Below are 18,180 nucleotides of genomic sequence, written 5' to 3'. Positions count from 1 at the left end.
TTACCAATGACATCAAAAGAAGTATTTCTATCAAAACTCTCAAACTGGGCGACTGCCCCTCAAAGGTTTTTCAAACGAGAAATCTTGCCGATACTCGCAGATTTGCGGCTGGCAATTATCTTGCTGCTGGCGATCGCATTTTTCAGCATTTCCGGCACCGTCATCGAACAAGGTCAATCCATACCGTTTTACCAATCTAACTATCCAGAACACCCGGCTTTGTTCGGCTTCCTAACTTGGAAAGTTGTGCTAATTGCAGGACTTGACCACGTGTACCGCACTTGGTGGTTTTTGTCAATCCTAATTTTGTTCGGCAGCAGCTTAACAGCTTGTACATTTACCCGACAATTTCCCGCATTAAAAGCCGCCCGCCGCTGGAAATTTTATGAAGAACCAAAGCAGTTTGAAAAGTTAGCTCTCAGTGCGGAATTAGAAACAGTTGGTTTAAGTTCGTTAGAACCACTTTTGCAGCAAAAAAACTACCGCATATTTCGAGAAGGCGAAAAAGTTTATGCTCGCAAGGGAATAATTGGTAAAATCGGCCCGATTATTGTTCACGCCAGTATGCTAATTATTTTAGCTGGGTCGATGTGGGGCGCGATGACGGGATTTCTTGGTCAAGAAATTGTTCCCAGTGGCGAAACATTTCAGGTGCAGAATATCCTGGATGCGGGGCCTTGGGCGGGGCCGCAAATACCGAAGGATTGGTCGATGCGAGTTAATCGGTTCTGGATTGATTATACTCCAGAAGGCGGAATCGACCAATTTTACTCTGATCTCTCTGTTTTGGACAAAACAGGCCAAGAGGTCGATCGCAAAACCATTCACGTTAACGAGCCCCTTAGATACCGGGGAGTAACTTTTTATCAAGCAGATTGGGCAATAGCCGCCGTGCGAGTTCGCCTCAACAAAAGCCCGGTTTTACAATTGCCAATGGCTCAGTTAGACACTCAAGGTAAAGGCAGAATTTGGGGTGCTTGGATTCCGACAAAACCAGATTTGAGTGCGGGAGTTTCTCTGCTAGCAAAAGACTTACAAGGAACGATGTTAGTTTACGGTACGGATGGCAAATTGTTAACTACTGTTCGCGCAGGGACGGCGGTAGAAGTTAACGGAGTCATGCTGACAATTGACGAAGTTGTAGGCAGTACGGGATTGCAAATTAAAGCTGATCCGGGCATTCCGATCGTTTATACTGGCTTCGGGTTGCTAATGCTCAGCGTGCTAATGAGCTATATGTCTCACTCGCAGATTTGGGCTTTGGAAAAGGACGGCAAACTATACGTCGGCGGGCGCACAAATCGCGCTCAGGTGACTTTTGAAAGAGAAGTTGTGGAGATTTTGGACAAGTTGGCAGAACCGAAAACAGCAGAGGGAAAAAGTGCGATCGCCCCGACTTCTGTTGCAAGTCAAAGCTAACCGTAGGGTGCGCCTAGCGCACCTTACACCAACGATAAATATCAAAAAGATTAGTTGAGTTTGTAGGGTGGGCGTTGCCAGATATGTCGAGGTGGTTAATGTGAAGGTGAGAAAAACCATAAAACCGCTATTTCACGTTATGATTTTTCCAATTTCACGTAATGAAAATTGCTATACGGAGTTTTGGTTTAAAAATCCAATGCTGAAACCCCGCTCAATCGGTACTCTCGGGTGGGCCACAAACTCAACCGATGCCCAGTGTACACCTACAAACTACGAGATTTTAAGCGTTTGAACGACTTTTTGAGCATCTTGAGAGGGCTGCCCTTACTCACCCTACAATTACTTACTAATTTTATTAACCATCCTATTTCTTAAAACTATTGTGGGGTGCGCTTCGACGCCACCCCACAATTAAATCTCAATGCCACAACAGCTTAATACCTGCCCTACTTCTGGTGCGACACCTCAATCACGGTGTGGACGTTCCCCCGTGGCGAAAAATCGCCCTTAATCGTCGCTTCCAGCGGCGCGCAAGCTGCCACAAAATCGTCTAAAATTTGATTGATCGATTCTTCGTGAGAAATGTAGCGATCGCGATAACTGTTAACGTACAGTTTCAGCGCTTTTAACTCTACCACCCGCTCGTCGGGCACATAAGTAACGTGAATTGTCGCAAAATCTGGATAGCCAGAAAATGGACACTTGCAAGTAAACTCCGGCAAAGTAATGTTAATCGAGTAGCGCCGCCCGACTCGCGGATTCGGGAAAGTAATTAACTCCCCTTCCAAAATCTGGCGTTCGCCGTATTTCATTTCCTCGGTGCTTGACTTTTGCGACATACTTTGTTCGGCTGCGTAGTTGTTCATAGCGATTGACTAATAACTTGTAACATTAAATTAAATTTACGTTCAATATCTGTAACAAATATCTTGACGAATTGTGTTGCGATCGATCTAATTGCAAATACTCTCAGGCTAAACTAAAACAAGTTCACCCTCGCCATCTACAATTATGCAAAATACTACCTTATCTGACAATACTTCCCCTGAAAACTCCAATAGTTACTCTCCATCGGTACCGATTTCCCTCTATCGAGAAGTCACGGCAGAGCTGCAAGCAGCCCAAGCGATGCTCGATTCCCTCAAAACCCACAATCAGCAATTAGTCCAACAAAATCAACAACTGCGGCGAGAAGTAGAAACAGTAGTTCAAGTATCCCAACAGTTACAGCAAGTAGTCAACTCGGCTCAGAGTGTCACCCAGACAGGGATGCCTCAAATGCCGTCAGTCAAATTCAATTTCAGCATTGAACCTCCGCCCCCAGCACCTACAACTTCGCGGACTAACTCTACGATACCTCAACCCCCTCAGACAGTGGCTTTTCCCTTCCCCCTACCGGAAGCGCAGCCAAAAGGCTCCCCGATGCCGCAGCCACTTCCCGAAAAATTATTTACAGAGGTGCGGGAAACTCCTTACCGTGTGATATCTAAACCCAAAAAAACCTCAGACTTAAGCGGATTGTGGTTGGCGATCGCGATTTTTCTGATTGTGATTGCAGCTTTCGGCGCAGGTTATTTAGTTGTCCGCCCTTTATTAATGAAAAAGTAAATTCCAACAAGAATCCCACGACTCCAGCCGTGGGATTTTAAACAAAACCTAGCATAAAATGTTCAAAGTTACGCTAATTGGCCATTATCCTCTGGCGGCACTCGTTTCTACTGAACGAGGGGTATACTGCTCTTCACAAGCAGAACCTACAATACCCACCCCTGGCTCGAAACCGCGCGTGAACTCAGTGAGTTTTACCTGTTTAGCTTCCAAAGCTGTCTGTAGCACCTTCATGGCTCGGTGAGGGTCGCCGGCTCCGCAGAAAAATAAGTCTGCGGCAAAATAACCGTGTTCAGGCCAAGTATGGATTGCTATATGAGACTCGGCCAAAGTAGCAGTAGCCGTCACTCCGTGAGGACTAAACTGGTGTACGCACAAATCGATGAGAGTAGCTCCTCCGGCTTCGATCGCATCGAGTATGGCGCGGCGGATACGTTCAGGATCGTTGAGCAGGTCTCCAGGAGCCTGCCAAGCATCAGCGACCAGATGGGTTCCCAATTGTTTCATTCTGCGGGGTTTTACCTCTATTGATTTTAAGTCTCAAACCTTTTAAGGTTAGCACGGTGTCCATAAATTTTCAAGTAAATTCCCAACATATTTCCAAAATAGCGATGAGCGCGAGGATACCGGGTTTTTTGGGGCGCTTTGGCCCTGGCCGAGTGCAGGAAACATCGATGTTTCCTGCATTTCCTGCCAAAATCGGCTTTCCGTAGAATGGGGTTAAAGCCCAACCGCCTTAATCAGCTCCTGGCGATGGAGAGGCTAGAAACCAGGAAGGGCGGGTACTCTGGGCACCGCCCTACATTAACCGGGTTTCTCGGTTTTCGGTTTTGTTGAGATTGACCTACTTAATTATGGTTAATCAACTCATCAATCCCGGCTGTGAGTAGCTCCATTCGGCAAAATTGCCCCGCTCAAAGCCGCTTCATTCAAATTCGCAACATTCAAGCTCGCCCCAATCAAATTAGCCTCCGACAAATTAGTTCCTGTCAAATTCGCTCCTGTCAGAGAACTCAGCAGCAAACCTGCTCCCGACAAATTGGCGTGACTTAAATTCGCTCCCCGCAAATCGGCTTCCAGCAAGCTAGCACCTGCCAAATTCGCACCGCTCAAATTAGCTCCCCGCAAAGAAGCTTTGTTCAAATTCGCAGCCCTCAAATCAGCATTGTGCAGAATCAAACCATTCAAATTAGCTTTACTCAAATTAGCTCCCTGCAAGTCCGCACCGCTCAAATTAGAGCCATTTAGATTGGCGGATTGCAAGTCAGCACCGCTCAAGTCAGCACCGCTCAAATTAGCAGCGCAAATACAAGCCTCCCGCAGACTTGCTTCGCTCAAAGAAGCCCCAACCAAATTGACACCGCTGAGATTTCCGCGATTGAGATAAGCCCGAGTTAGATTTGCTCCGCTTAGGTTCGCCCCGTTCAAATCTACCTCGCTGAGAATTGCTCTAGTCAGATTTGCTCTGCTTAAATCAACCCCGCTCATAATTGCTCGGCTCAGCGTCGCCCCGCTCAAATTAGCCTCGGTTAGTTTCGAGCCGCTTAGCAAACAAGCTCCTACTAAACTCGCTCCAGTCATAACTGCTTTGCTCAAGTCAGCCTGAGACAGTATTGCTCCGCTGAGATTGGCCCCGCTAAAATCTGCTGCGATCGCCACAGTTCCAGTTAAACTAGAACTGCCGAGGTTAGCTTCAATTAATTTCGCTTTAGACAAGTTAGCCCCGCTCAAGTCGGCACCGTTTAAATTAGCTCCAATCAGTTTGCTTCTAATTAAGTTGGCGCCTTTCAAATTAGCGCTGCTCAAATTTGTTCGACTCAGATTAGCTTCACTCAACTGAGCTTCAATGAGGTTAGCCCCTCGAAAATCTCGTTCTCCGTTTCTATGTCTAGTTAAAAGTCCATCGGCACTTAAAAGCTCTGTGAAATTCATAAAAAAATTGAGTGAGTTTCCTTAATTTCTCGATGTTCTATGCTGTCTGAAAATTTGTACTATCGTCTTGGGTAGTAAGTTTGTTCAACCAATTCGGCCACATTAACAATCGTCAAAACTGGTTGATTGCTAGCATCACCCTGCTCACCTAGTTATAACTTACGAAAAACCCGCTTTCTAGTAAAAAATGGGTTTTTTCAGCACGGGAGTCATGAATAAACCGAATTGCTCGCCGCGTGTAAGTCCTGTAACTATTATTTTTCTAGTAGTTAGTTGGCGGTTGATGTTAGTCATTAGCAGTTAGTGGTATTTATACTAACTGCTAATGACTAACTATTAACTGCTAACCATTTACCAATATACGGAGAAGTTATCGATCGATATTGTCAAGGTCGATCGAATATTTGGGGTATTGCTGGCCGCATCCGCGCCGCCTTCTCACCCGAAAATTTGCCAGTACAGGCGATCGAATTTATGAGTGCAATCAATAAACAAGATATCGGAGCTTCAACCCCTAATGCCTTCTAAATAAGTGCCTTCTACCTTCGATCGCCCCTGAAAGCAGAGCCCGGTCAGCTCAGCTAGTGTCACCTCCCCCCACTGTGCTCGATGCCAGTGAAAACCAACAGGAAGGCTGTTTCCGTCGGAGTGCTGAGCGAGTCGCAGGCGAAGCAAGCAATACGCTGCCATTAGCCTGAGATTTCGCGGAAAAATGGAGCGCGAGCCGTTCCTGTATTCTCGCGCTGCTGTGCTTGCTGTTAATCTTTACTCGATCCATGAGCGCTTGCGGTTCTAATTAACAGAACACCCGACACCAGACGCGCTCCCCAACATAAAAGCTGTTCCTGGGCTTCTCAAATGCTTCGCTGAGGCATTCCCAGAAAAAGTATATTCCTGTAGCAGGTCTTGCCAACGGCAATTGGGCTGCTACAGCTAACTAATGACCAGCCTAAGTCTTGCCGGAAGGCGACGACAATATTATTATTCTAATATTTGCCGACCACCGCAGGCTTTTCTGAGCGCGTGGGACTTGCTACTTCACCTGTATAAGTTGCTGAAATTAGCTACCCATAATTAAAGATAGTCGCTATTTGACTAAGCGGGCAATATCTGTGGTAATTTATGTCATCAAATTTGATAATACTGCGGGGTTTAAAATCTAGCAGTAGTGAGTGTTACAGACTAAAAAACCGCAGCAAATTTCTGCTGTAAAAATTAAGGGAGCCGATCGATTCTCCGGCGCCAAGCCCAGCTCACGGACTGGGCCCCTAATCAAAATTAAACTTTTGACAGGTGGCTTTTTTAAGTTTCCAGAACAAAACAAAAGCCGGCTTTCAGAGAAAAAGCCGACTTTTGAGATAATTTTACGGACGAAGTGTAAAACTCCTAGCTCGCCAATGTTGGTTGGATCACTTTCCACAATCCGAGTGCGCGAGTGCGACTACCCTGCAGGAAGTAGAAACAATACCCAAACAAACTCTGAACTATTAAATCAGAGGGCGGCCCGTACCGCCATGAGTGGGATCGTAAATACCAGCGGTAGTATCAACCCCAGGAGTGCCGGGAGCGCCGTAATCAGCCCGAGCGCTATCGCCGCTGGGATGATAGTCGTAGGTGTTCCAATGCTGAATGCCTCCGCGGCTCAGGATGGTTTCAGCTTTAGCGACTTCTGCTTCGCTGCCGTCAACGAGTACCAAGTAATCTCCCCTTGCCACGCGATCGCTGTATGCTTTAGCTTGCTCTTCGGGAATTCCCATACCGACTAAAGCTCCGATCAAGCTGCCCGCAGCCGCACCCAAAGCCGTACCGGCGAGTGTAGTGGCGATCGCCGTAGCTGAGGCTCCTGCCAGCATAATCGGCCCGATGCCCGGAATTGCCACTAGGCCGAGACCTACCAACAAGCCTGTCAAACCGCCCAAAGTACCACCTGTGAGTGCGCCCTTTGTGGCCCCTTCATCGGATTTGTTGTCCGCGCTGTCGTGCACGTCAATCCCTGCAATCTCGCCTTTAGAGTCAGCATCCTTAGCAATGACCGAAACCCGATTCATATCGAAACCGGCAGTTCTAAGTTCTCCCAGCGCGTGTTCCGTCTCGCGGCGGGTTGAAAATACTCCCACGGCGCGCTTCTGGTGGCCGGAAGCTCTGCGGCCAGTATCTGCCGGCACATCGTAAATGCCCCAATCCTGAATGCCCCGCACGCTCATAATTCCTTCGGCTGTGGCAAGTTCGGCATCTGTTCCTTCTACGAATACCAAATATTCTCCGCGCGAGACGCGATCGCTATAAACTTTAGCTTTTGCTTCGGGAACTCCCAAACCGACCAAACCACCTACCAAACCGCCCGCTGCAGCCCCAATCGCGCCTCCGACTACGGTATCTGCCAGCAGAGTGGCGATCGCACCCCCCGCCATCACCGGGCCCACTCCCGGAATCGCCAGTGCCCCAAGACTTCCGAGCAACCCAATCAAACCACCCGTCACGACTCCCGCTGTCGCACCTGCTTTTGCGCCACCGCCCACTTTGTCGTCGGTACTCTTACCAGCGCTAGCGCCCGCAATTTCATTGCTATCGAGCTTTTCCCCAACTACCGAAACTTTATTCATCGGAAACCCGGTACTTTGCAGCTCCATCAGGGCTAGTTCTGTATCTCGGTAATTAGAAAATGATCCTACAGCTCGTTTGTGTTGACCTAAAGCCATTTTTTTTCTCCTCGAAAATATACTACTTTTACACAACCACAGAATTTATGATCTACCATCAATCACATTTAGTCATTTTTTCCCAACAATTTTCATCGGTCGCTGGGAATAACTTTCAGCTCTATCTTCAGGTTGGTTTCCCACTAATTATCAGACCTGAAAAATCGGAAATTGGGAAGGGGGAAGTTGCAGGTATTGCGCGAGTTTTGAGTGAGTGAATTTTAAATTCCCTTTCAACTCTTTAACTTAAAACCTCGCTCTCCCTAGAGAGTCACCTAAGCGTTGCAATCCGCTCCCCAAGCAATCTTAACAATGCCAAACTTTACCCTCTTCCCTCAGACTTCTCTCCTAGATCGCTAAATCATTCTTCCTTTTTGCCCTCGGACTTCTTCCTTCTAATTTATTGCTTGCTGCTAGGCGATGCGGATGCAGCGGGGGCGACAACAGCAGTAACATTCACTTGTTTGACACCCTTAATCTGTTTAGCTAGCGGCTCAATTTTAGCTAAATCAGTTTGACTGGGAACTGTGCCACCTACGGTGACAAGCCCGTCTTTTGCATCCACAGTTAGGGCCCCTTTAGTGATGTTTACTTCTAACTTGGAGCGCACTTCACTTTTGAGGTCGCCATCGGCTCTTGTTGCATCGCCGCCCGTCACATTGTTGCGCTGTTCTCTGGCCCTGATATCATTATTTGCTTGGTTTTTGCGAATATCGCTAGTGGCGTCATCCTGAGTTTTTTTAACTGTATCGGCTGGGGGCGGGGTAGTGGTATTTTCTGTGGTAGAATTAGGAGCATCAGAGCTAGTTTTAGCTCCGTCGCTGCAAGCGGCAGCTCCAAATAATAGGAGGCCGCTGAGGAGAATTGGTGTTAGTTTGTTCATAATATGTTAATACCCTCCGGGTAAGCTTTCGATGAGGCTGACTTCGTTGAGCCAGATTTAGGGACCAGATTAAGCAAGACAGAATCTTTGTTTGTGTCTTTCCTTGGTGCTTTTTTCTGCCTGCGTTGGTTTTTTATAGGATTTAAAAATCCTTATATCAAATATATAAACTTGAGCAAGGATCTACATCGCTCCACGGGTGTAAAATTTATCTATGTCGTTAGATAGAGTACAAAAAACCAAATAAGGTCTTAGAGCTAATTCAACTTAATGAGTCAGTCCGGGACGCACTATTCCTCAGAAACCCGGTTGATTCCGAAATGTTTAGTTACTAAAGCTCATATTTTCCTATACACCAAGTTTAAAAGCTTAAGTTTTATTAATAAATTTGAGCGCTACTCCCAACTAATTTTTCCATCTTCCCGGTTCACTCAATATCTATCCCTGAAATCCGTTAAAGTCCGGAAACTACTCAGCGTAAAACTTCCTGCTTCAAAACAAACGAAAAGAGTCGAGAAATTTTTGAGCATTTTCTGGTTCTGGGGTAGTGGCAACCAGGCCGTAAACGCGCGTTTCCACTAAAAAAACTTGACCTACACCTACAGGTTCATTGGGGGAAATTGGCTGAAACTCAAATTCTTTTCCCGGATAGCCTCCGAGGGAAATATCCCGCACTTGCAAGGCTTTAGCATTGGCTGCAACGACGAAAAAATCAACGGCATTATTTAAAGTAATTCTGATATTATTGATATTATTGTTCGTCAGCCTAAAATCTAGGTCAAAGTATTGAAGCAAATAAGTTTCTTTGTTTTTTAAGTTCGAGCGGTATGTATGAGCAATAATTTGATTTGAAAAAGTTTCTGAATTAATTTTGGGATTTCCCGGCATATCGATCGCAAACTGACCCATCGCCGAGCAAAATGGCTGCCACTCTGGCGTCTGAATTTCTGCCCGTGGCGGGGCTGGTTGAGATACAGCGGGACGGGCAAACTTGACAGGGTATGAAAGTAATGTAGCAGTAACTAGAAGTAAATTCAGAAATTTCATTTGGGTAAAAATTATATATGCCCGATCGATCTGCGCTAGCCTAGAAATATATCTGCAAAGGGGCGATTTATGCTGAATATTATATTTACTCAACGGCGAGGCAACTCTCAAGGACGATCTAAAACCACTAAAACCAATAAAACCAATATACTTGCTGCTGTAAATACTTGGCTGGCTGTGTGTCTGCTGGCTACTGTTACAGCTTGTGCAAACAGCCCCAACAGCAAGGCCCTCGAAGAATCTTTAGCCGCAGATCCCAAATTAAAACAAAACCCAGTGGTTTTCTCTTCCCCGCCACCAGCGACAGCAATTGAGACAAACTCTACCGCCAAACTTCCTCCCGATTTTCCGCCAGAGATTCCACTATATCCTAATGCTGAGTTAATCGAAGTTAGTGGGGAAACAGATGCCTCGCCAAAAAATGTGCGGCTGCGCTGGGAAAGCAGTGATCCGGTTAATTCGGTTCAGGACTTTTACTCTACAGAGTTTGGGCGTCGCAACTGGGAAATAGTCAGCCGCCCCACCGCCGAGGGACAAGGTTCTTTGGTAGCAACGCGAGATAATTTACGGGTAACTGTGTCGCTTTCTCCTACTCAGAAAGTAGGAGGTTCTACAGAATTTGCGATCGACTACAGCAAAGAAAGCCCCGAAATTGCCGCCAGTCCCCAACCTAATAATTCCGAGTCTAGCGCATCTCCAACCGCTTCACCAACTCCATCTAATTCAGAGGGAACTACTCCAACGCCCTCGGCCTCGCCAAAATCAGCCAAAGTTAGCGAACAAGAAAGCCAAATTCCTCAACAGTTGCGGCAGTATGTGGCAGATTTAACTCAGTTGGAAGTGCTGAAAGTGCGATCCTCTCCGAAGGCTTCGCTAACGACAGAAAGTGCTAATTTAGAAACTGCCAGCACTTTGCCCAAACCCAACAAAATTGTCACGCGCCGCGAATACGCCCGCTGGTTAGTAGCAGCTAACAATCAGATTTATGCTAGCCGTCAAGCCAAACAAATTAGATTAGCAGTAGACTCTAGCGAACCAGCCTTTTCTGACCTACCCAAAACAGACCCGGATTTTTCAGCAATTCAAGGTTTAGCAGAAGCCGGTGTAATTCCGAGTTCGCTTTCGGGTGAAATTAAAGATGTGAAATTTCGCCCGGATGCACCTTTAACTCGCGAAACAATGATTCTCTGGAAAGTACCTTTAGATACTCGTCAAGTTTTGCCCACAGCTAACATTGAGGGAGTGAAAGAAAAGTGGGGTTTTCAAGATGCTTCTAAGATTGATTCCCAGGCGTCGCGGGCCGTTTTAGCTGATTTTAACAATGGAGACTTAGCGAATATTCGCCGCGTTTTTGGTTTTACTACTCTGTTTCAGCCGAAGAAATCCGTGACTCGCGCCGAAGCTGCTGCTAGTTTGTGGTATTTTGGCGTTCAAGATCAGGGATTGTCGGCTAAAGACGCTCTGGAAGCAAAGTCTCCACCAGCTCAATAAACTTGTTTGGGGTGGTTAAAAGTTTTGAACAAAGCATCTACTTACCAATACCCAAGAAACCGGGTTTTTTCTCTGTAACCAAACCCGGTTTCTGCGTCCACGACGGACGAAATTTTACCAACTTTTGACAAATCGGCACGCGATTGCCCGCCACAAAAATTGCAGCTTGAGTTCCTAGAATTTCGGTGAATATGGCTTACCCAGAAACCGACTTTTATCTACGAAAATGCCCTGTAAAACGCGAGGCATATCCCGTGAAAAACTTCGTTTCGTTAATTCCTCTGGGGGAGTTCTCGTAAAAAATCCTTTCAACAATTAGACATCGGCTTTTCTGTCCTTGTGGCCTACCCTAGGGGATAGATTTTTTTGGCTTGAATCTTAATTTCTGTATCCTGCCATACAACCGCTGGATTTGGCGGGCAAATTTTCTACATATTTTAACTAATACTTTGTTCAAAACTCTCCGTAGGATTCCGGATGCCGTAGCGGCCTTAACGATAAATGAACAAGAGTGTTTGAGCTCTTGGAGAGCATTTTTTAATGTACGATATTACCTTATTTACCCCGCAAGACATGGCTAAATGCAGCTTAGTCCTGCGCCACTTAGGTAGAAATACTGCTAGTATGGAAGCCAGCAGCCAGAAGATTGTTAACTATATTTACCAACATTTTTGCGATTCGCAAACTGGAGAAAATACCTGTGCCTTAGTGCGTTTGTTTAAAACTCATGCCTACGGGGAATTAGAAGACTCATTGCAACAATCCGCCCGCCGCTTGATGAAGGGCAATTCCCCCGCCGCCGACATGAAATGTTGGACTATGCTAGCAGCAGCAGGCACACAACCGCAGTGGAATTCTCGGCACACAGCAGCAGAAAACACAGCTATTCCATTAGTTAGCACAAAATTAGTGGCTCAAATGCCGGCGATTTCGGAAATAATCCGGCAGTTCGGTTTAGACATTCCTACATTCCTCGGAATTGAGCCAGAAAGGTTCCTGCAATTAGAGTCCGCAGTATTAAATATTTTTCACGTATCAGAAGCAAAGGGCAGCCCCTTTATTCCTGAGCAAAATTCCTTAATTATCCCCTACCAAGTCAAGTCTGTTTTGGGATTTGGGGGACTTCTGCCGTCAGGAAGTTTGTTTGCGGTAGTGATGTTCCTGAAAGTTAAAATTCCCCAAAGCACGGCTGAAATGTTTAAAGATTTGGCACTTAGTGTCAAAACTGCATTGTCCATGCCCGACGAACAAAGTGTTTTTGAGTATTCAGAAAATTCTAAAAGTTTTGTTAATAATAACAATTTTGCCGAAACCCAGTTACTTGAACATCAAGTTGCCAATTTGATTCAATTACTGGATTTTTCAGAACAAGAAATGCTCAGACAAGCCACTGGCTTTCAACAGACTATTGACAATTTACAGCGCGAACTAGCCGAATACAAAAATAAAGAACAAGCTTTGAAAGCAAGTCAAGATAAATTTACAGGCATCCTCAATATTCCCAATGATGCTATTGTTGTGGTCGAAGAAAGTCAAGTAATTCAGCGCTTTAATCAAGGGGAAGAACAGATTTAAACTAAGCTCTGTGTTTACTAACCCGGTTTCTTTGATAAACCGGGTTGTTGCTGTATTTTTTGAGTTATACCAGTTACCCAAAAATATGCTGCAATGATCTGACAATACTCCGGACAGTTTTTGGAACGCTACTACAAGCTTTACAGGTTAAGGAGCATAAAAAAGTCGAATTAAATGCCGCGTCAGGGGTGGAGCTGACATTGATTTAATGATCCACAGGGGCTGCGAAGTCAGGCGAGAATAAGCCATTGGGCCATATAAAAACTGTCCGGACTATTGATCTGAGAGTTTAAGGATGATTATATCAAAGTAAACTACCAAGAAAGAATTGATTTAACAGGTAATGTCCTATGCACTTTTGAGGAGTCCCTGAGAAGCCTAAACTATAATTTACTTAGTTGGTGTATGAGTATGTCACTAAAATTGAAAAAAGTCAAAAGGTAAGAAAGCTTTGAGTAAAAAAAAGATTTTTTACTTTTGGCTTTTGACTTTTGACTTTTACCACATCCAGTATTCAACTCAACACTCAAAACTCAAGACTCTTAAGGCGCTGCTGCCGCCCTGCGGTTGGCAACAATCAGATTAGCCTGATACTCTGCCGCTTTTTGCTGAGCCTTTTGATAGTTCGGGCTGGTTGACGGCACTGCTTTCATGAGCCCAACCGCTTTCTGCCATTCGCTTGCTACTGTGATCCACTCATTTTGAGACTGAGCCGTCTGGGCCGAAATTGCTGCCTTCTGAGCTGTGTTAACGGCTTCCCTCCAAGAGTCAGGCTTAGGCGCGGTGGCTTTTGGTGCAGGAGAGGCTGCCTTGGGCGCCGGAGATGCAGCAGCAGCTTTGGGTGATGGAGATGTCGGAGTTGGGCTTGCGGGCGCAACAGCAGTAGGAGCGACTTTTGGTGTAGGAGAGGCTGCCTGTGGCGTACCCGGAGATGCAGCCGGAGAGGATGCGGCCGCTTTAGGCGCGGGAGATGCGGGTTTCGGGGAAGGGGAAGCAGCTTGGGGGGCGATGGGTTCTGGGTTCGAGTCGCCGAAGGGGAAAGTTTTAGTAAAGAAAAGCCCTGCGATCGCCGCCAGAGGTACTAAGATACCCACAGGTATTACCCATTTGGGAAATTGCTTTTTCGGAGGCGGGGCTTGATCTTCGTCTTCGTCTTCGTCTTCCTCGTCGTCATCTCGATCGAATTCTCCTTCTTGATAATAGTCTTCGCCTTCGGGCTCGACATCATCTAAACCTACAGAGTCGTCAGGCATTCCACTATCCAAGGGGTAAGGCATTGAATCCGCAGGCATCAGATCAATTTCATCTTCCCACGCAGGCGATCCGTCACCTGTTCGACGCCCGTAAACCTTTACAGTGTGAATTGATTCGAGTCCCAGCTTCGTCATGCCGGTGCGGATGAAATCGACCAATACCATTTGATCCGGTACTTTGTCTGCCTCCAGAATTATGTGGAGGCAGCCGTTGTCCCGCGTCACATCGGCGTTGATGCCTTTGGGTTTGAGTGTACGGTTGATGCTAGATGCGATCGCTTTTGGATCGCCTTGCTTGAGCAGTTCCCGCGGGTTCTGTTGTGTCATGGGTAGCGCTCTTTTTTTGGGGGGGGTGGAGAGCCGGCAAATAATATTAACCGATCGGCATTCGGCGGACAATATTTATTTACCACATTAACTTCTACTTTGCCATTCTGAGAGTATTTCTAGTATCTCTTGACCTTTTGGCCCGTGAGCCGGTATCAAGCACATAGCCGAAGAAAGAAATTTGTTGTAAAAATTTACAGTAAGGGGCCGATCCTGTGCCCTGTCGCGCATCAGCGAAACAAGCTAGAAAGTTCTATAACTTTGGTTTGCAGGGTTGAGATTTCTTCTCGCCCCCGCTTTAAAGAAGCTTCTAACTCTAGCAGCAAAGGCAAACTTTTTTGCAGTTTTTCTAAGCTGGCGTTCTTGACTTCTTGACGAAAATAGTATACTCGTTTCGGATTGCCCAGATCTAGAGCTTGAGCAATTTTATCATCGCGATCGCCCGCTTGGATCATTGCCTTTACCCAGAGCCAAATCCGAAACTTACCAGTCAAGCCAGCCACAATCCTCAAACCAGGCTCGCTGCGGCCAGTTAAGCCGGCCAATAAATCCAAAGCGGCGGAGGTATTGCCCTCGCGAATCGCATCGGCTAGCTGGAAGGTATTTTGGGCGTGACAGTGCACCAGTGCGGCAACTTCTTCCGGGTTCAGAGGTTGGCTGCGGTTGCCCGCAAACAGCAGCAATTTTTCGAGTTCGCTGTATAGCTGGCGCGTATCGCTGCCAATGGATTGGGCCAAAAGTTCGATCGCTGTGGCGGTCAATTTTACGTTCATTTCGCCCGCGACTTGGCGCACCCGCTGGGCTAATTCTTTGTCATTCCAAGGCGGAATCGGTGAAAATTCCCGCACTTGGGCGGACTGGGAAAGTAACTTGGTAGATTTGAGCCGGCTGTCGGGTTTTTTGACGGATGTCAGCAGCAGCACGGTGGTAGGGGGAATCACTGGCAGCGTCCGTTCAAATTGCGCTAACAGTTCGGGAGAGCACTGCTGCGTTACAGTCGTATTTGCCAGCCAGACAAAACGGCTGCCAGTACCGAAGGGGGGCGTTAAGGCTCGATCAAGTCCTTCAACCACAGCGTCGGCTCGATCGGCAATAATCTTGTCATAGTTAAAACTAGCCCAGTTGGGATCGAGGACTGTTTGGCGCAAACTTGTCACAGCCTGCGCGATCGCAAAGTCGTCTTCCCCCCAAAACAGGTAAATTTGCATGAAAAACGCTCAGTAGCCCAAAAAATCAGAATTGCAGGTTCCGCAAGTCCAACATATCCTGAATTGGACTGTTGGATGCCCGCACCATAATATAAAATTTGGTGTGGGAGTTTGTCACCGCGAGGAAATCAAGATTGGATGATACTTATCAAGCTTACGTAAATCGGGTGGCGCGAATGACGCTGCTGGACTCCTACAAGTCCCAGGTGGAACACATTCAGGAATCTCCAAAATTTAAGCCCGACGAAGCAGGCAGGAGAGATCCTGTACCTTTTCCAGGTTATTCGGTGATTACGCCCCCTGCAGGGGAAGATGCAGAAAATGCTGCATTTTATAGTAATTTGCACTCGAGCCAACAACGGCTATTGCAGGAAATAGGGGAGGGTGCGCTCGTGGCACTGCCTCCTGATAGCTTCCATTTAACCGTAGCCGATTTGATTTGGAGCAGCGCTTTTCGAGATGCCTCTGATAAAAATCCAGAATTTGAGGAGCAACTGCGCTCGCGCATGGCCGATCGTTTTGCCGCCTGCAAACCCTTGGCGGGCGGCGCTCCCATTCGCTGGATAGTGCTGGGGTTGATGGTGATGACTAGAGCTGTGGGTGTTTGTTTGGCACCGACGGACGAAAACTCTTACAAGCAAATTCTGGAGTTTCGCCGATCGATCTATCAAAATCCCGATTTAATGGCTTTGGGAATCGAACAGCAATATCATTTTACGGCACACATTACTCTGGCTTATTTTGGGGACACCGGGCCGAACTTAGACCGCGATCGCTTGTGCGCTTTGCTGTCAGAGTTAAACGAGCAATGGCTGGACACGCCGCAAGAACTGTCCGTAAACCGAGTGGAACTGCGGAAGTTTGACGACATGACCACCTACCTCCGGCAACCGGAATGGCCTGTTTTTGAGTTTTAACGAAGGAAGAGGGAAGAAGGAAGAAGGAAGAGGGAAGAAGGAAGACGGAAGAGGATCGATGTGAAGATTTTTTCCCATCTGCCACTCTCCCCATCTCCCACTCTCTCGCCCCCTCTCCCACTCTCCCACTCTCCCCTGTGACAAGAGTCCGGATATTGCCTATTAAATGCTTTAATTATTTTTGTTTGACAGTAAAGTCAAGGAAAAAATTTATGAAAAACCAGGAAAAATCAGTAATTCTGGTTTTTTACTTTTTGCTTAAAAAGTGACAGTACACGTTGTTGGTATAGGTTTAGATGGAGCTGCTGGGCTGAGTTCCTCGGCGCGGCAGGTTGTAGAAATGGCCGCTCTGCTAATAGGCAGCGAGCGCCATTTGAGCTATTTTCCCCAGCACGACGGAGAGCGCTGGGCGTTGGAAGATTTGACCGAAACAATTCTGGAAATTCGGCGCTGGTGGGCAACTGAACCCGAATTAGAACCCTCTGTGGGGACGGTGGAACCCCGCGATCGACCGATCGTAATTTTAGTGGCCGGCGACCCGCTGTTCTACGGCTGGGGAAAGTTGTTAATTGCCCAATTGCCGACAGAAAAATTGACTTTTCACCCCCACGTCAGTTCTGTGCAGTTGGCTTTTAACCGCTTGCAAATCCCTTGGCAAGACGCTCATTTTGTTGGCTCTCAAGGACGTTATTTTGAGGAACTGACGGCAAAACTAAAACTGGGTGTCGAGAAAATTGCGGTGCTCGCCGACGAAACTCATACTCCGGCGGCCCTGGCAAATTTGGTGAAAGCTCTAGATTTGCCTACCCGCTACGAGTTTTGGGTTTGCGAAAATTTGGGTTCTGCTGACGAGCGCGTGGGCTTGCGTTCTCTGTCAGCTTTGCTGGGAGAGTCTTTTGCACCGCTGAGCGTGGTTGTGATGCTGCGGGAGTCCCCGCCGAGGGCAGAACCTTTGGATGTGGAAAAGTTGCCTTTGTTGGGAATACCGGATGCAGCTTTTATCGGTTGTGGCGACAAGCCGGGTTTGACGGTTGAACGAGAAGTGCGGGTGTTGGTGCTGGGACAATTGGCTTTGCAACCGGGACAAGTTGTCTGGGATGTGGGTGCTGGTAACGGTTCTGTGTCGATCGAAATTGCTCGTTTATTCCCGCAGTCTGAGGTTTATGCGATCGAAAAAACGGTTTCTGGTACTTCTGCGATCGAGTTCAACTATGGCCGTTTTGGACTGCAAAATGTGTTCTCGATTTACGGAACCGCCCCGGAAATTTTGCACCGCTTGCGTCCTCCGCACCGGATTTTTATTGGCGGTAGTGGCGGAGGGTTGACTAAAATTTTGGGCGTTTGCGCCCTGCGGCTGCTTCCTGGAGGCTCGATCGTCCTGGCTTTGGATGCTTTTGAGGATATTGCTACTGTGTTGAGCTGGATGGGCGATCGGGTGCGCCGGGAACCGCACTGGAGTTACCGAATCGTGCAAGTGCAATTGTCGCGTTCTGTAAAGGCGGGCAATTTGACTCGTTTTGACTCGCTGAATCCGGTTTCGATTGTGACGATCGATCGACACTTGAATTAATGTCTGAATTTTAACCGCAGATTAATAACTTTGTTATCTATGTTTTGGTTGTAGTTTTTGTTCCCGCTTTATTGAATCTAATCTTTTTTTTACCGCAGAGGGCGCAGAGGGCGCAGAGGAAGAGAGGAAGACTATAGGTAATTTTAAAGGGGTTTGGGGTATGAGGTTTTAATCCCACATTCCGCAGGTGCGAGCGCAAAATCCAGTATTTTTAAGAGATGAGAAATATTGAAGCGTCAAATATAAGA

Annotated in this window: 15 protein-coding genes; 6 read left to right on the top strand and 9 right to left on the bottom strand. The window is 47.0% G+C overall.

What is annotated here, in order from left to right:
* The first annotated feature begins 6 nt into the window (after positions 1 to 6).
* Positions 7 to 1,419, top strand: coding sequence for a cytochrome c biogenesis protein (locus QT996_RS16120; protein WP_333047712.1), 1,413 nt, complete (start codon positions 7 to 9; stop codon positions 1,417 to 1,419).
* Between the two features lie 449 nt (positions 1,420 to 1,868).
* Here the strand turns inward: QT996_RS16120 and queF are convergent, their stop codons facing one another.
* On the bottom strand, positions 1,869 to 2,288 hold the full coding sequence (queF, locus tag QT996_RS16115) for a preQ(1) synthase (protein ID WP_190743417.1): 420 nt from the start codon (positions 2,286 to 2,288) through the stop codon (positions 1,869 to 1,871).
* A gap of 145 nt (positions 2,289 to 2,433) precedes the next feature.
* Here queF and QT996_RS16110 point away from each other — a divergent pair, with 145 nt between their 5' ends.
* Entirely contained in the window at positions 2,434 to 3,030 is a 597-nt protein-coding gene (locus QT996_RS16110; RefSeq protein ID WP_333047711.1) for a hypothetical protein, read from the top strand.
* An 84-nt stretch (positions 3,031 to 3,114) separates the two neighbouring features.
* Here the strand turns inward: QT996_RS16110 and speD are convergent, their stop codons facing one another.
* The 6 genes from speD to QT996_RS16080 form a co-directional block, all read right to left on the bottom strand.
* On the bottom strand, positions 3,115 to 3,537 hold the full coding sequence (gene speD, locus QT996_RS16105; RefSeq protein WP_333047710.1) for an adenosylmethionine decarboxylase: 423 nt from the start codon (positions 3,535 to 3,537) through the stop codon (positions 3,115 to 3,117).
* A gap of 363 nt (positions 3,538 to 3,900) precedes the next feature.
* Positions 3,901 to 4,962, bottom strand: coding sequence for a pentapeptide repeat-containing protein (locus tag QT996_RS16100; RefSeq protein ID WP_333047709.1), 1,062 nt, complete (start codon positions 4,960 to 4,962; stop codon positions 3,901 to 3,903).
* 507 nt (positions 4,963 to 5,469) lie between these two features.
* Positions 5,470 to 5,652 (bottom strand): hypothetical protein, encoded by a 183-nt coding sequence (locus tag QT996_RS16095; protein ID WP_333047708.1) that lies wholly within the window; start codon positions 5,650 to 5,652, stop codon positions 5,470 to 5,472.
* 797 nt (positions 5,653 to 6,449) lie between these two features.
* Entirely contained in the window at positions 6,450 to 7,661 is a 1,212-nt protein-coding gene (locus tag QT996_RS16090; protein ID WP_333047707.1) for a histidine kinase, read from the bottom strand.
* A 400-nt stretch (positions 7,662 to 8,061) separates the two neighbouring features.
* On the bottom strand, positions 8,062 to 8,544 hold the full coding sequence (locus QT996_RS16085; protein ID WP_333047706.1) for a BON domain-containing protein: 483 nt from the start codon (positions 8,542 to 8,544) through the stop codon (positions 8,062 to 8,064).
* A 492-nt stretch (positions 8,545 to 9,036) separates the two neighbouring features.
* The gene (locus QT996_RS16080) at positions 9,037 to 9,591 is read right to left on the bottom strand and encodes a hypothetical protein (RefSeq protein ID WP_333047705.1); all 555 of its coding nucleotides are present in this window, start codon (positions 9,589 to 9,591) and stop codon (positions 9,037 to 9,039) included.
* A 69-nt stretch (positions 9,592 to 9,660) separates the two neighbouring features.
* On the opposite strand from QT996_RS16080, the gene QT996_RS16075 reads away from it, so the two are divergent.
* Positions 9,661 to 11,082, top strand: a complete 1,422-nt coding sequence (locus QT996_RS16075) for an S-layer homology domain-containing protein (RefSeq protein WP_333047704.1) — start codon at positions 9,661 to 9,663, stop codon at positions 11,080 to 11,082.
* Positions 11,083 to 11,622: 540 nt separating this feature from the next.
* Positions 11,623 to 12,657, top strand: a complete 1,035-nt coding sequence (locus tag QT996_RS16070) for a histidine kinase (RefSeq protein WP_333047703.1) — start codon at positions 11,623 to 11,625, stop codon at positions 12,655 to 12,657.
* 542 nt (positions 12,658 to 13,199) lie between these two features.
* On the opposite strand, the gene QT996_RS16065 is transcribed toward QT996_RS16070, so the two are convergent.
* Positions 13,200 to 14,237, bottom strand: coding sequence for a hypothetical protein (locus QT996_RS16065; RefSeq protein WP_333047702.1), 1,038 nt, complete (start codon positions 14,235 to 14,237; stop codon positions 13,200 to 13,202).
* Positions 14,238 to 14,467: 230 nt separating this feature from the next.
* On the bottom strand, positions 14,468 to 15,445 hold the full coding sequence (gene holA / locus QT996_RS16060) for a DNA polymerase III subunit delta (RefSeq protein WP_333047701.1): 978 nt from the start codon (positions 15,443 to 15,445) through the stop codon (positions 14,468 to 14,470).
* 176 nt (positions 15,446 to 15,621) lie between these two features.
* On the opposite strand from holA, the gene QT996_RS16055 reads away from it, so the two are divergent.
* Both QT996_RS16055 and cbiE read left to right on the top strand, forming a co-directional pair.
* Positions 15,622 to 16,362 (top strand): DUF1868 domain-containing protein, encoded by a 741-nt coding sequence (locus tag QT996_RS16055; RefSeq protein WP_333047749.1) that lies wholly within the window; start codon positions 15,622 to 15,624, stop codon positions 16,360 to 16,362.
* Between the two features lie 265 nt (positions 16,363 to 16,627).
* Positions 16,628 to 17,932: a precorrin-6y C5,15-methyltransferase (decarboxylating) subunit CbiE gene (gene cbiE / locus QT996_RS16050; protein ID WP_333047700.1), complete on the top strand. Its 1,305-nt coding sequence runs from the start codon at positions 16,628 to 16,630 to the stop codon at positions 17,930 to 17,932.
* Positions 17,933 to 18,180: the final 248 nt, after the last annotated feature.

The organism is Microcoleus sp. S13C4, from assembly GCF_036700865.1.
In the GTDB taxonomy this organism is placed as follows: Bacteria; Cyanobacteriota; Cyanobacteriia; order Cyanobacteriales; family Microcoleaceae; genus Microcoleus.
This window is presented reverse-complemented; position numbering and strand designations above follow the sequence as displayed.